The following is a 14,274-nucleotide window of genomic DNA, read 5'->3' as shown; positions in this document are numbered from 1 at the left end:
AATAACTTAATTTTAAATCCAGTGGCAAGGTCAAGATCCAGCATCTTCACCATTATCCCCTGACGAAAATCCCAAAGGCATCCACCCTTCAACTTATTATTTTGACAAGGTGGATGCTTTGGGTGGAGTAATGCATCTCGTTACAGGCTCAGCCCGAATACCAGGTAGGACTGTTCGGCGTAGGGATTCAGGATGTAGCCGCCAAAGATTGGCAAACTGAATTTGTCAGTAATTTCGATCTCTCGCGACACCGAAAGATTCATATTTATAAGACCCGCTTTGGTCGTGCCGTAGTAGTTCGACTCAGCCGGTACCCCTCCTATGGTAACCGCCATATCGGTATCTCCCACAGAAAATGGAACGCTGGCTTCCAGATAGATGGAATGGTCTGGATCATTGTAGGCGTTAATTGCACCATAGAAGGTTACGGGAAACGATTCGGGCCCCGCAATGCTAATATTAGGCTCAATATAGTGCGCTCCGGCTCCATCGTCATCGAAATTGAAGATCTCAGATCCGGTGGGAAAGTAGTAGTCAGTTACCCCGACAGATACGTTCCCAAAGCTGTAACTCAAATACAAGTCGTGCTCGGAGGCGCCGACCGCACTAACCGTGCTGTTTTCTACAGGACTCATTGCATACGACGCCCACGTGCCCGCAGTAAATCCACCGGAGGTAAATTCAATAGTTGGCTGGATGCTGGCAGATTTACCAAAGTCAATTCCGCGCCAGACGTAACGGTTTACAAAATCGGCCCCGAAATCAACGTCCTGGGCTTTAGCGTTTTCGGCGGGTAAGCTGCAAAGTCCTATAGCGGTAAAACATATTGTGGCAAATAAATAAACAACCTTGTTCTTTGTTCCTGAAATGTTCATAATAAAGTTCCTTGTGTGTTTAGACAGTTCCATGTTTAGGCACCAAATGAACCGGCGGCCGGTACCTCCAGTACCACCGCCGGTTTTTTTATTGGCAATTATTGATTATCCAGTTCATCCAGAGCAATATTGAGTCTCAATACGTGCACGCGCTCATTCGGACCAAGGAATCCAAGCAGAGGTCCTTCTACATGGTTATTTACAAGCTCGCGCAGGCGATCCTCGGAAATATCCCGCACCTTGCTTATACGCGGAATCTGCATGTAGGCAGCCTGCGGAGAAAAGTGCCGGTCCAGATCACTGCCGGAAGCCGTCACCATGTCGGTGGGGATATCCTCTTTGGTGATATCGGGATTTTGTGCCAGAATGGAGTCAATGCGCGTCTGCACTGTTTCCAGGTAATCCGGATCCATAGGCCCTTTGTTTGAACCACCGGTTCCGGCGGCATCATACCCTCCGGGCCGGCTGTTAAAATATCGGTCGGATGTAAAGCGCTGACCGATTAGTTCGTAACCAACGACCTGATCATTTACTTTGATGACTTCGCCTTCACCGTTATGGCTTGTTCCCAGCATGGCTACTCCTTTTATCAAAAAGGGGTAACCGAATGCAAACAATCCCAATAAAACAACACTTAGCAAAAATGACTTTAAAAGTTCGTTCTTCATAATTTTAGAAATTAGATTATTATTTAATTCCTCCAAGGGTTCCACAACCTTGGAGGATTCAGTTTTATACCAGATTAATTAGAATGTCAATCAGTTTAATACCCACGAATGGCGCGATGATGCCGCCGAGCCCGTAGATAAAGAGATTTCGGGCCAGCAGCTTTGAGGCGCCAATCGGTTTGTATTCCACGCCCCTCAGTGCCAACGGAATTAGCAGCGGGATGATAACGGCGTTGAAAATAACCGCCGACAGTATGGCCGATTGCGGGCTGGCCAGATTCATAATATTCAGCGCCTGTAGTTGCGGGAATGTCAGAATGAACAGGGCCGGCACGATGGCAAAATATTTCGCCACGTCGTTGGCTATGGAGAAGGTGGTCATCGTACCGCGGGTGATCAGCAGCTGCTTGCCGATCTCCACTACCTCGATAAGCTTGGTGGGATCGTTATCCAGATCCACCATATTACCGGCTTCTTTGGCAGCCTGCGTACCGGTGTTCATCGCAACGCCAACATCGGCCTGCGCCAGTGCGGGCGCGTCATTGGTACCGTCACCCATCATGGCTACAAGCTTCCCATCAGCCTGTTCTTTTTTGATGTACTCGAGCTTGTCTTCGGGCGTCGCTTCGGCGATAAAGTCGTCCACTCCAGCCTTTTTAGCAATATATTCGGCCGTCAGCGGGTTATCGCCGGTCACCATCACCGTTTTGACCCCCATCTTGCGCAAGCGGGCAAACCGCTCTTCGATTCCTTTTTTGATGATATCCTCGAGCTGTATCACCCCGATAGCCTCCTTATTTTCGGCTACAATCAGCGGCGTACCCCCATCAGACGATATTTCTTCCGCCTTCTCTTCCAGGGCATCCGGGAAATTATTCCCGGCCGATTCCACCAGATCCTTCATAGCATCTACAGCACCTTTGCGAATCTCCGTACCGTCCGGCAGGTTGATTCCGCTGCTTCGAGTCTGAGCAGTAAACTTGATAAATTCAACCTCATCCTCGTCCGGCTCCGGAATAGGTTGGTCCATCTCTTTGGCAAGTTCAATAATGGACTTTCCCTCCGGTGTAGTATCAGCCAACGAGCTGACCACACACTGCTGAATAAAGTGATCCTCATCCACGCTGTTAACCGGATAGAAGTTGGTTGCTTTACGGTTCCCGATAGTAATCGTACCCGTTTTATCAAGCAGCAGGGTATCGATATCACCGGCCGTTTCTACCGCCCGGCCCGACTTACTGATGATGTTGGCCTGCAGCGCCCGGTCCATACCGGCAATACCGATAGCCGAAAGCAGCCCACCGATGGTTGTGGGTATCAGGCAGACAAACAGAGCGATCAGCGATGCGATGGCTATAGCCGTATTGGCATACATGGCAAACGGCTGCAGCGTAACCACGACAATCAGAAACACCAGCGTAAAGCCGGCAAGCAGAATACCGAGCGCCAGCTCATTCGGTGTTTTTTGACGTTCGGCGCCTTCCACAAGTCCAATCATTTTGTCCAGAAATGATTCGCCCGGATCGGAGGTCACTTCCACCTTAATACGGTCGGATAGTACTTTCGTACCACCCGTCACACCGGATTTATCCCCACCGGATTCACGGATCACGGGTGCAGATTCACCCGTAATGGCCGATTCGTCAATCGAAGCCAATCCTTCGATGATCTCTCCATCGGCCGGAATTACGTCTCCTTCTTCGGCGACAAAAATATCACCTTTTTTCAGTTCGGATGACTGGATGGTTTCCGTAGTACCATCTTCGTTAAGCCGTTTGGCAGGGGTTGTTTTCCGGGTTTTTCGCAGGGAGTCGGCCTGTGCTTTACCACGAGCTTCTGCCAGGGCTTCCGCAAAATTGGCGAAGAGAATGGTAAACAGCAGGATTAAGAATATGGCAATATTATAGCCAAAACTTCCCTGGTCAACCATTCCAAAGAGAACCGCCAGGCTCACAAGCAGCATAATTGCCGCTCCCACTTCCACGGCAAACATAACCGGGTTCCGGGCCATAACAGTAGGCTTTAGTTTTACAAAAGCCTCCTTTATGGCCGTCTTTACAAGTGCAGGTTCAAATAATTTAGGTCGTTGCTTCTTCATAATGATGTATTCCTAATTTGATTAATAGAGCATGAAATATTCACCGATCGGGCCGAGTACCAGAGCCGGCAGAAACGCCAGGGCTGCGATAACTACAATCACTGCGAAAAGCACGACGCCGAAGGTTGCGGTGTCTGCCTTCAGTGTTCCCGCCGTTTCGGGGATAAATTGTTTGTTAGCCAGTAACCCCGCGATGGCAATGGGTCCGATGATAGGCACATAACGGCCCAACAAGAGCGCAACACCCGTTGCGATATTCCACCAGGGCGTATTGTCACCGAGTCCCTCGAAACCGGAACCGTTATTGGCCGTGGCCGAAGAGAACTCATACAACATCTCGGAGAAGCCATGGAAACCGGCATTGTTCAGCCAGCCCCAATCGGGATTATGGGTGATCAACCAAGCCGAAATGGCCGTACCCACCAGAATAACAGCGGGATGCAGCAAGACGACAATAGTGGCTATCTTCATCTCTTTGGCCTCTACCTTCTTACCCAAAAACTCCGGTGTTCGTCCCACCATCAGTCCGGCAATAAAGATGGCAACGATCACGAATACGTAGAAGTTGATAAAGCCTACCCCCACGCCACCGTAATTAGCATTGATGAACATTCCCGTGAGTGTAGCCATGCCACCAAGCGGCATCAGGCTGTCGTGCATAGAGTTGACCGAGCCGTTGGAAGTAGAAGTCGTAGCGGTAGCCCACAAGGCTGAAGCAGCCGGACCGAATCTCGTCTCAGTACCTTCCATGCTGCCCAGTTCCTGTGACACTCCCATTTGGGCAATGGCCGGGTTCCCTTCCATCTCACCATAGACTGCAAGCGTCGTTAAAGCCAAGTAGCCGACCGTCATTACAGCAAAGAATATCCAGGCTAGTTTTCGCTTCTCTGTGTAGTAGCCAAAGGCAAATACCATGCCCATGGGAATAAGTATAAGAGACATAGTTTCTGCGATATTGGTAATGTAATTCGGGTTTTCAAAAGGAACCGAAGAGTTCGCTCCAAAAAATCCACCTCCGTTGGTACCCAGCTGTTTTATGGCAATTTCGGCAGCAGCCGGCCCCTTAGCGACGGTTTGCTGATGGCCTTCGAGCGTAGTGATGGTATCATAGCCTTCCCAGGTAACGGGTGATCCGTTTAATGCCAACAGCGAACCTACCACGATAGCAAGCGGCAGCAGGATATGGACGCAGCTTCGCACGAACAGCCGGTAGAAGTTGCCCAGCTTTTCGCTTTGCTTGGTCTTGATCGCACGGAAAATTACGGCACAGGCGGCCATCCCGGTACCGGCACTTACAAACTGCATAAACGTAATGAAGCCAAGTTGCGACCAGTAGGTCAGGCTCGACTCCCCGGAATAGTGCTGCAGGTTACAGTTCACCACAAAACTGATCACAGTGTTGAAAGCAAGGTCCGGCGACATGTTGGCTATCTCAGCCGGATTCCAAAACCAGCCTTTTTGAGTCACCAACAACACCATACCCCATACAAACCACATCATGTTGATGGTTAGCAGGGCTCCCAGATGTTGTTTCCAATTCATTTCGCGACCAGGCGTAATGCGGCATATTTTGTACACCAGCTTTTCCACCGGATTTAATGCCGGATCAAGCATGGTATGCTCGCCGCGATATACCCGGGCTATATACTTACCGAGTGGTATCGCCAGCAAGATTGTAAGTAGGTAGATAAACCCAATACCTATTAGTTGCGTATCCATAGATGTTTCAAATTTAGATTAATGATTGAATATTAATTGCTAGAACTTTTCGGGGTGCAGAAGTACATAAAACAAGTACCCGAACATTGTGACTGATAGAATGAGAAGTACCATCATAATTGTGTTGTTTTAGAGTTATATGTCGGCAAAAAAGTCGATGCTTTTGAACAGTCCCCAGAAAATGACGAGACCGAATGTTACGAGTGTAATCCAGAATAAAAGTGTCATGCTGCTGCCTTTGGTTATGGTTTCATCTTCACGTATAGGGGTAGGAAATAAGCGTGCCAAAGTGTTTTTTAAGTCCTATTTATTTCTATAAGTCTATTATTAACAAATACTTACAAATTTTAGTCAGAACTCTGAATTATCTTTGAACACTGGAATGCTCATTCAAAATGAGAGGATGGATTATCAATTTGGGAAGACCTAACATGGGGGGGCTTAAAATCTTATCAGACAAATAAGAAATATGTCTTGATAGAAAGGGAGGAGAGATATGGAAAGCTTAAACTTCAATTATAAACCAATATGTTCTATTCTTTTGGTCTCCCTGCCTTCGCCGAGACGCAACTACAGCTAAGCCTCCCTAACTGAAGCCCCGGAACCAGGCAAGAAAGAACTTCGTAACAATTGGCTGTCAAAACAATATCCAATGAGCCGGCAAGCTCCTCACTGGTATAGTTATAGTAAGTAGTAGATGTGTAAGGGGTACCATTGCAGCCAGCCCTTTCTATGATCTGGAGAACTTTACTTGCATGAAAATTCTTTTCAGGTTGAACTGCTTGACTACAAGTAGTCAAAATTTCAATCACAGCAAGCAGGATGATTCCCCATCATGATGTTTGGTAGCTCATATTCCACCAGCTGGCACAAGCTCCATATCCAATGCTATATATTTCTTTCGAGAAACATATAACGTTACCGGGGTTTAAATGTCTGAATGACATCTTCTCCTATTCCTTCTTTGGACAACACTGTTATAGTATCTCCTGCTTCAAACTTGGTATTACCTCGCGGAATGATAAGCTCACCCTCCCTGTAAATAGCTACAATAATGACATCCTCTGCAACTTTCTCGGATTCAAGCGCTTCAATAATAGTCAGCCCGATTAGTGAAGATTCTTTCTCAAGTACAACCTCGACAATCTCAGCTCCTCCATCCAGGCGCATAAAATCTTTAATACCCGGACGCTGAATCGTTTTGTACAGGAATTCTCCATTCAATCGGTGAGGACTTTCAACAGAATCGATATCCAATTCATCAAACAAACTGATATGATCCGGCTCTCTGACCGAACTCAACAACCGGGGGACGTTATATCGCCGTCCCAGCATCATCACTAAGAGATTGGTGGAATCATCATTGGTGGTCGTGATTAAGGCATCTGCTTCTTCAATACCGGCATCTTCCAATACATCGTTTTTGGAGGCATCGTCATTAATGACCAGGCAATCATACTTTGAGCTTGTTACTTCTGCCAAGTCCGTATTTTTCTCTATTACCACGACTTCGTGTCCGTCATGAGTAGCCAGTTCAATGACACGGTTGCCTATGCGACCAGCTCCCACGACGATAAGATACATCATATTATTCTGTTTAGTCATAACTCTTGTTTGTAAAAGTTTTAGTTAAATCTTTGAGTGTTTGAAAAATGAGCGCAGCATAATGAGTATCGGAATAAGCTCCAGACGTCCTACCAACATTTGAATGATATAGGTTATCTCTGTTACGGGATGCATAGAAGGACTTGTGAGTCCACTGGATAAACCTACCGTACCCTGTGCTGAGACCGATTCAAAGATGGCATCAATCAATTGAAAGTTTTCTCCCATAAACATGGCACTAATTATAATGCCCCCCAATAGTACGACAAAATATAACATGGAGTACACATATGCTTCCATCAAATCGTCAGAAACTTCTTTGTATGGGTAGCGGTCTGTTCCTAACTTTACTGAAATAATACTACTGGACGGCTGAATAACCTTCTTTAATTTCCATGTAAATCCTTTTGCCATAAAATAGGCACGAAAAATCTTAATTCCTCCTACCGTAGCTCCAGTTGATCCTCCAATAATCATTGGGATCGAAGCCATCAATAATGTGGCATAAACTGGCCACGTGTTTAAATCAGCCGTTTGCCAGCCGGTGGTCGTCAACGCACTAATAAATTGGAAAATCCCCTCTCTGAATGATTGAGAAAAAGAAAATGAACTCATTAACATTATAATCAGCACCGTAGAACCAACAATATTCAGCAGAATAAGCCAACGCCCCTGGTAATCCAGCCATAGTTCTTTTAAGCTCCCTTTCTCGTAAATTTTGTAATATAATGGGATAGAGATCGCCCCCAATAACATTGGCAATAGGTAAATCATCTCCATGGCGTATGATCCATAGCCGGAAATACTGTCATCAAAAGTACTGAACCCTCCTGTTGACTGACCGGTCATGGCATGATTAACCGCTTCAAACAGGTTTTGCAGAAGATTATAGTCAGGAAATACCATCCAGGTGCCCACAAAGATATACAGTGCAGAAAAGGATGTGACAGTTAGATAGACCTTCCAGATAGCTTGCGTGGTCTGCCTGACATTGGGGCGTATTTTTTGTCCGCTGGCCTCAACATTGTACAGGGCTAACCCATGCATACCGCTAGAGTGTCGTAAGATAGCAAGTGACAACACAATCATACCCGCCCCACCAAGCCATTGCGCAAATGAGCGGTAGAACAGTAGTCCATAGCCAACCGACGGCTCATGAACGCTCATCGTCAAACCGGTGGTGGTATATGAACTCACACTCTCAAACAAAGCGTGCAGGAAACTCTTAAAATTGTATAGGCTTGAAGAATAGGTTTCTCCGGCCGGTACAAATGACTGAGCTACCTCAACCGGAGTAATATGAGCAGCGATGAAAAAGGGAAGAGCTCCGAAGAACGAAGTCACCATCCAGGCCGCTGCTGCCGTCATCATCGCCTGACTCTGTCCGTTGCTCTCTGCCTTTTTATTTATTTGATAGGCAATACCTCCAAAAAGGGTAGTAATAACCGAGCTGATTCCAAAAGAGAAGGCCGAATAGGTTTCACCATATAACATAGAAACCAAACCCGGAATCAGTAATATGGGACCAATGAGTAATTGGATGCTTCCAACATCTCTAATGATGGTTCTAAATTGACTTCTTTTTGCGTTCATGTATTGGGGATTATCTAAATCTTATTCGTTGTATTTCTATTATTTAGAAAGGAGACTATTCAACTATTTTACAGGGATCGTCGTCATCTACACCTATAACAGCTTCCGCTAATTACACATAGTTTTCAATCTTCGATACAATTGTCTTGTGATATATGGCCATCTGTATTTGAGATACAGTCTTGGAACATAAGATAAGTTGAAAAAAACGTGCCAATTCAAATTGAAGCACATCCATTATATCCAAAACCAATTGTTATGCAACGATTTATAGGATTTTCTAACAGAAAATGGAATTTAATTCTCATTTTATAATGCTTCATTTTGGGAGATCATATTCTCAAAATGGGATATTTTTTTAAGTATTTGGGAACATAGAAGACTAAAGTTTCTATTTGTTTATTTTTAACTTGGATTCATTGAATAATTGAATCTCAATTCCACTCTTTTTTTATCTGTAATGGGGGTGGTTTCAAACTTTATAGAATTGACTATGGATTTTTCTGATCGACATGTGATTGTAACAGGCGGAGCCGGATCACTGGGGACTGCTGTTGTAGAATTATTATTAGATTCCGGTGCCACTTGCAGCGTCCCCTGCTTTAATCAGGATGAGTTTGATTCTTTTGAGCTGTCGGATCACGAAAATGTTTTTGCCAAGGTTGGTGTGGATTTATCCGATGAAGCCCAGGCACAATCATTTTATGAGGATGCGATTGACGCCAACGGCTCCCTATGGGGATCTATTCATATTGCCGGCGGTTTTGGCATGGGTTCCATTGAAAACACGCCCAAAGCGGATTTTATGAAGCAAATTAATTTAAACTTAGTTACCTGTTTCAACAGCTGTCGCGCTTCGGTGCAGCATTTTAAGTCACAGGGCAAAGGTGGACGTATTGTCAATATTGCCGCACGTCCCGCCCAGGAGCCGCGACAGGGAAAAGGAATGACAGCCTATACAACATCTAAAGCAGGTGTTGCAGCACTCACTGAATCACTGGCTGCCGAAGTAGTGGAGGATGATATTTTAGTTAACGCCATTGCCCCTTCGGTGATTGATACGCCACAAAACCGCAAAAGCATGCCCGATGCTGATTTTGGCAAGTGGCCGAAGCCCAAGCAGTTGGCCCAACAGGTTGCCTACTTGGTTTCTCCCGAAAATGAAGTAACGCGGGGAAGTATCGTAACGGTGTATGGCAAAAGCTGATTGTTTTTATACACAAATGCCCGGCACTTCAGAAGTTGCCGGGCATTTTATTAGATATACTTGTAGGCCTATTATGGGCACGTGCCCCATTCAGGTTTGTGGCTTTCTTCAAGGGCACCCCATTCTGAAAACCTGTCAGGTTCAGAGTAAATTTTTTCAACGCACCAGCCACTGATATCACGATTAAAAGCACCGTAATAGAACATTTGATCCATATTAGTCACATTCGACACATTCCAATTACTAATAATCCCATCAAAAGTGGAATAGGCAAACATACTATCCATATTTTCAACACTAGACACATCCCAATTGTCCAGGTCTTGGTCAAAAGAATCAGTTTCATAAAACATTCTACTCATATCCGTCACATTGTTCACAGCCCAAGAACCAATATTTTGATTAAAAGAAGCTGCAGAGGAAAACATATTGCTCATATCCGTTACGCTTAACACATCCCAAACGCTGATGTCCCCATTGAAATCATTAGCCTTCCTAAACATACTGCTCATATCTGTTACAGAGGAAACATCCCAATCGCTGAGATCACCATTAAAAGATAATGCGCCATTAAACATTGCACTCATATCAGTTACACTCGATATATCCCATCCACTGATATTTCCATTAAACTTAGAGGCTGATGCGAACATTACACTCATGTCTGTTACATTGGATACATCCCAGCTATTGAGATCTTGATTGAAATCGTCGGCATCTGTAAACATTCGGTGCATATTTGTTACTGAAGAAACATCCCAGTGCCCAATATCACCGTTAAAATTATCCTCATATTTGAACAACTCGCTCATATCCGTAGTGCCCGAGGTACAAGTAGTGGGGGCGTTGTCAGTGGTAATTTGATCGGCGCTGCGCTTAGTATAAGTCACACCATCTACCGTTCCTGTATCCCCCACACTGGCAGCCTCACACTTTATAGTCACCCCGTTGGATGCCAGATAGAATTTTGCTTGTTCCTCTTCGAAGACTGCCGTCATTTCCTTTTCCTCATCGACAGTTAGCTGAACAGGATTATCAGCACTCGCTATTGCACCAGTCCACTCTACGAATACATGGCCGTCAGCCGGGACAGCCTCCAACTCAACAGTCGTTCCATATTCATAAGTTGACTGATCAGGAGATTTTGTTATTGAACCGCTCCCGCTCGTATTAGTAGTCAGTGCAAAGCTTTTCTTCTCAAATACGGCCGTCACTTCTTTGGGGCTGTCCACGGTTATTTGCTGGGGATTGTCGGTGCCTGACAGGTCGCCCTTCCACTCTACAAATTTATACCCTTCGCCAGGATTGGCCGTCAGCTCTACAACCGTGCCGTGCTCATAATCGGTGGATTTCTCTTGAACCACATTTTCATCGATGGCTCCTTCCCCTTCGGTATTCGTGGTCAGCGAATACGTCTTCTTCTCAAAAACCGCTGTCACTTCTTTGGGGCTGTCCACGGTTATTTGCTGGGGATTATCGGTGCCTGTCAGATCGCCTTTCCACTCCACAAATTTATACCCATCGGCGGGATTGGCCGTCAGTTCCACGACCGTGCCACTCTCGTAATCAGTGGATTTTTCCTCAATCACATTTTCATCGATGGCTCCGTCCCCTTCGGTATTGGTGGTCAGTGAATAGCTTTTCTTTTCAAAATTAGCCGTCAGCGAATAGTCTTGGTCCACGGTAAGCGACAGCGGGTTCTCCTCGCTTTCGGTATCGCCCGTCCACTCGGAAAACAGATATTCGTCGTTGGCACTGGCTTCAATCTCTATTTCCTCGCCTTCTTCATATTCGTTGGACCCGGAAGGCGACACCGAGCCGCCATCGGCAGCAGAGACCTCCACGGTGTAGGTGGTCGCTTCTTCTCCACCGGTGCCTTCGTTGTCGTTATCCGGATCAGGGCCGGTACCCGAATCGCCCCCGCAAGAAATAAATGAAATGGTAAGAAGTACAAGAATTGAAGAATATAATAAACGTCTCATAACAGTTAGGCTCTCTTGATGCGTTAAAAAAATATTTAACAGAATTATTTGTAGCTCCCTTGAAATAAATTTTTAAAGATATATAAAATATTAATCGACTTGTAAAATCAACTAATCGGAGACCCCATGGACATGTATAAGTAGTGCACAATTCTAACCATGTACGTCAGAAGCTGGTGACTTTTATACACAAATGCCCGGCACTTTAGAAGAGCCGGGCATTTATTATTTCTGACAAAACAATATCAATTAATTTGCTGGCAAATTATGGACAGGTTCCCCAAACCGGTTTATTACTATTCGTAAGCAGACTGCCGGCTGAAAAATTTGTGGGCTCGGATGAAATATTGGATACGCACCAACCGCTGAGGTCTTGGTTAAAGGAAGAGGCATTATTGAACATAGCCCCCATAGTTGTCACGGCAGAAACATCCCAACTACCAATGTCCTGGTTAAAGGCTGAAGCGCCAGAAAACATACCACTCATATTGGTTACGCCGGATACATCCCAACCGCTGATATCTTGATTGAAGGTATCGGCATTCTGGAACATCTTACCCATATTTTCTACACCGGAGACATCCCAGTCGCTGATATCTGCATTAAAAGATGAGGTTCCGGAAAAGGGGCCTTGAAACATAGCATACATATTTGTTACACTGGAAACATCCCAATCACCAATATCCTGATTAAAAGATGAAGCATTATAAAACATCAGACGCATATCCGTTACATTGGATACGTCCCAGCCGCCAATATCTTGATTGAAGGCATCGGTATCCCGAAACATCCAACCCATTTCTTCTACCCCGGACACATCCCAATCACCGATATTCTGGTTGAAGGATGCAGCATACTGAAACATCTGACTCATATTACCTACACTGGAAACATCCCAATCACCAATATCCTGGTTAAAGGATGAAGCATTATAAAACATCAGACTCATGTCAATGACACTGGACACATCCCAGTGGCTGATATCTCCGTTAAAGGCCGTTGAATCCCTGAACATTGTCCTCATAGTCATAATGCCACTGGTGCAAGTAGTGGGGGCATTGCCAGTGGTAATATCTCCGGCGATGCGCTTAGTGTATTCCTCCCCATCCACCGTTCCAGTGTCGCCTACGCTGGCAGCCTCACATTTTATAGTCACCCCGTTTTCAGCCAGGTAGAAGTCCGGGCGGCTGCCCGAGCCAAGTAGTTCAAATTCTGCTATAATCGTTGTGCTTTGCGTTACGGTAATTTGTATCGGGGTTTGGCTACCTGTTAAATCGCCCTTCCACCCGACAAATTCCCAGCCGGTAGCGGCACTTGGTTCCAGCTCTACAACCGTACCGTGGTCATAATCAGCGGTCTTTTGCTGTATCACCGTCTCTGAAACGGCTCCCTCTCCATCGGTCAGAATGGTAAGGGGATAGCTTTTTTTCTCAAATACGGCGGTTACTTCTTTGGGACTATTCACGGTGATCTGCTTCGGATTATCACTGCCCGTAATATCCCCCTGCCACTCTACAAATCGCCAGCCTTCAGCCGGAGTGGCCGCAAGCTCTACGACCGTGCCGTGCTCATACTCTTTGGATTTTTCCTGAATTACTGTCTCTGACACGGCTCCTTCTCCTTCGGTACTGACCAAAAGTTCATACGTTTTGAGTTCAAAATTCGCCGTTAGTTCATAGTTTTTGTCAACAGTGAGCAATAAAGGATTGTCTGTTTCTTCTAAATCACCGGTCCAACTGGCAAACACATACTCATCACCGGGATTAGCTTGCAATTCAACCTCCTTGCCCTCTTCGTATGTATCATCTACTGAAGGGGAAATGGTACCAGCACCAGACGGGTTCACGTTTACGCTAACATCATAGAAGGTTGGCTCCCCACCGCCGGTCGGGCTGGGTTCGTCGTCACCCCCGCATGAAAGTAGTATTAATGCAATGCATGAAATAAGTATCGTTTGGACAACTCTTGATTTATACATCGTATCTGTAGATTTATTAAATTTTTGGTCAAGGGATTTTGGACCAATAAAAGATTCGTAGATCGTAATTGAGTAATCCCTACTAAATTGAGTAATCCCTACTAACAGATACGTAACCGAAAGGAAATTCGGGTCAAATTATCGATAAAAGAATCTTTGAAGAGAAATCCAACACTTCAGTAGATTATATGAATCAGGTGGAGACGGATTGAATTTCATTCCCATCATTACCAATGATAGTACTGCTTTTAAACTTATCCTTTGTCATTTCAAACGATCCCAAAAGCTTTCGGGAAAAGAGAGAAATCTGTGTTTTTGAAGTTGCCATTACTATTAAACAAAGATCTCTCGTTTCACTCGAGATGACAGGGGAGTTGTAGTTGGGTATATATCCTGTCCATTATCTGTCTCACTATTATATCAGGAGACCTATAACTAAAAGAGGTCATTTTTTATATATTCTAATATTTCGTCATATATAGACCACAACACCGATTCCTTGTAAAAAAAGAGAAGGGCCCAGAAAAAAATCAGTGATGAACCATGCTC

At 45.3% G+C, this 14,274-nt stretch carries 11 protein-coding genes; 1 reads left to right on the top strand and 10 read right to left on the bottom strand.

The annotated features are described in order from the left end of the window. Positions 1 to 140: 140 nt before the first annotated feature. The 8 genes from CK503_RS05330 to CK503_RS05300 all read right to left on the bottom strand — a co-directional run bounded on the left by CK503_RS05330 (position 141) and on the right by CK503_RS05300 (position 8,558). The gene (locus CK503_RS05330; protein ID WP_217988342.1) at positions 141 to 875 is read right to left on the bottom strand and encodes a TorF family putative porin; all 735 of its coding nucleotides are present in this window, start codon (positions 873 to 875) and stop codon (positions 141 to 143) included. Positions 876 to 973: 98 nt separating this feature from the next. Continuing rightward, a complete protein-coding gene (locus tag CK503_RS05325) occupies positions 974 to 1,543 on the bottom strand; it encodes a potassium-transporting ATPase subunit C (RefSeq protein ID WP_095605876.1) in 570 nt (189 codons plus the stop codon). Positions 1,544 to 1,607: 64 nt separating this feature from the next. After that, on the bottom strand, positions 1,608 to 3,641 hold the full coding sequence (gene kdpB / locus CK503_RS05320; protein ID WP_095605760.1) for a potassium-transporting ATPase subunit KdpB: 2,034 nt from the start codon (positions 3,639 to 3,641) through the stop codon (positions 1,608 to 1,610). 21 nt (positions 3,642 to 3,662) lie between these two features. Next, positions 3,663 to 5,360 carry a potassium-transporting ATPase subunit KdpA gene (kdpA, locus tag CK503_RS05315; RefSeq protein WP_095605759.1) on the bottom strand — a complete coding sequence of 566 codons (1,698 nt, stop codon included), beginning with the start codon at positions 5,358 to 5,360 and terminating at the stop codon, positions 3,663 to 3,665. Between the two features lie 39 nt (positions 5,361 to 5,399). Further along, positions 5,400 to 5,474 (bottom strand): K(+)-transporting ATPase subunit F, encoded by a 75-nt coding sequence (gene kdpF / locus CK503_RS16410; protein WP_350354263.1) that lies wholly within the window; start codon positions 5,472 to 5,474, stop codon positions 5,400 to 5,402. Between the two features lie 21 nt (positions 5,475 to 5,495). Then, entirely contained in the window at positions 5,496 to 5,648 is a 153-nt protein-coding gene (locus CK503_RS16070; RefSeq protein WP_176466217.1) for a hypothetical protein, read from the bottom strand. 630 nt (positions 5,649 to 6,278) lie between these two features. Next, positions 6,279 to 6,965: a potassium channel family protein gene (locus CK503_RS05305; RefSeq protein WP_217988341.1), complete on the bottom strand. Its 687-nt coding sequence runs from the start codon at positions 6,963 to 6,965 to the stop codon at positions 6,279 to 6,281. Positions 6,966 to 6,989: 24 nt separating this feature from the next. Then, positions 6,990 to 8,558 carry a TrkH family potassium uptake protein gene (locus CK503_RS05300; protein WP_095605758.1) on the bottom strand — a complete coding sequence of 523 codons (1,569 nt, stop codon included), beginning with the start codon at positions 8,556 to 8,558 and terminating at the stop codon, positions 6,990 to 6,992. A 493-nt stretch (positions 8,559 to 9,051) separates the two neighbouring features. On the opposite strand from CK503_RS05300, the gene CK503_RS05295 reads away from it, so the two are divergent. Then, complete coding sequence (locus CK503_RS05295) at positions 9,052 to 9,765, top strand: SDR family NAD(P)-dependent oxidoreductase (RefSeq protein WP_176466216.1); 714 nt, start codon at positions 9,052 to 9,054, stop codon at positions 9,763 to 9,765. Between the two features lie 71 nt (positions 9,766 to 9,836). Here CK503_RS05295 and CK503_RS05290 read toward each other — a convergent pair whose 3' ends face one another. Both CK503_RS05290 and CK503_RS16260 read right to left on the bottom strand, forming a co-directional pair. Next, positions 9,837 to 11,747, bottom strand: a complete 1,911-nt coding sequence (locus CK503_RS05290; RefSeq protein ID WP_095605756.1) for a BspA family leucine-rich repeat surface protein — start codon at positions 11,745 to 11,747, stop codon at positions 9,837 to 9,839. A gap of 265 nt (positions 11,748 to 12,012) precedes the next feature. After that, the gene (locus CK503_RS16260; RefSeq protein ID WP_141239889.1) at positions 12,013 to 13,725 is read right to left on the bottom strand and encodes a BspA family leucine-rich repeat surface protein; all 1,713 of its coding nucleotides are present in this window, start codon (positions 13,723 to 13,725) and stop codon (positions 12,013 to 12,015) included. Between the last annotated feature and the right edge of the window lie 549 nt (positions 13,726 to 14,274).

Source organism: Fodinibius salipaludis (assembly GCF_002287075.1).
GTDB lineage: Bacteria > Bacteroidota > Rhodothermia > Balneolales > Balneolaceae > Fodinibius > Fodinibius salipaludis.
The sequence above is the reverse complement of the archived record's forward strand: the minus strand, read 5'-3'. Positions and strand labels throughout refer to the sequence as shown.

What these genes read in the sequence shown, in the direction of transcription:
- CK503_RS05300 (WP_095605758.1), bottom strand. Translation starts at nt 8,558, where the DNA reads ATGAACGCAAAAAGAAGTCAATTTAGAACCATCATTAGAGATGTTGGA.
- kdpB (WP_095605760.1), bottom strand. Translation starts at nt 3,641, where the DNA reads ATGAAGAAGCAACGACCTAAATTATTTGAACCTGCACTTGTAAAGACG.
- CK503_RS05330 (WP_217988342.1), bottom strand. Translation starts at nt 875, where the DNA reads ATGAACATTTCAGGAACAAAGAACAAGGTTGTTTATTTATTTGCCACA.
- CK503_RS05305 (WP_217988341.1), bottom strand. Translation starts at nt 6,965, where the DNA reads ATGACTAAACAGAATAATATGATGTATCTTATCGTCGTGGGAGCTGGT.
- kdpA (WP_095605759.1), bottom strand. Translation starts at nt 5,360, where the DNA reads ATGGATACGCAACTAATAGGTATTGGGTTTATCTACCTACTTACAATC.
- CK503_RS16260 (WP_141239889.1), bottom strand. Translation starts at nt 13,725, where the DNA reads ATGTATAAATCAAGAGTTGTCCAAACGATACTTATTTCATGCATTGCA.
- CK503_RS05325 (WP_095605876.1), bottom strand. Translation starts at nt 1,543, where the DNA reads ATGAAGAACGAACTTTTAAAGTCATTTTTGCTAAGTGTTGTTTTATTG.
- CK503_RS05290 (WP_095605756.1), bottom strand. Translation starts at nt 11,747, where the DNA reads ATGAGACGTTTATTATATTCTTCAATTCTTGTACTTCTTACCATTTCA.
- CK503_RS05295 (WP_176466216.1), top strand. Translation starts at nt 9,052, where the DNA reads ATGGATTTTTCTGATCGACATGTGATTGTAACAGGCGGAGCCGGATCA.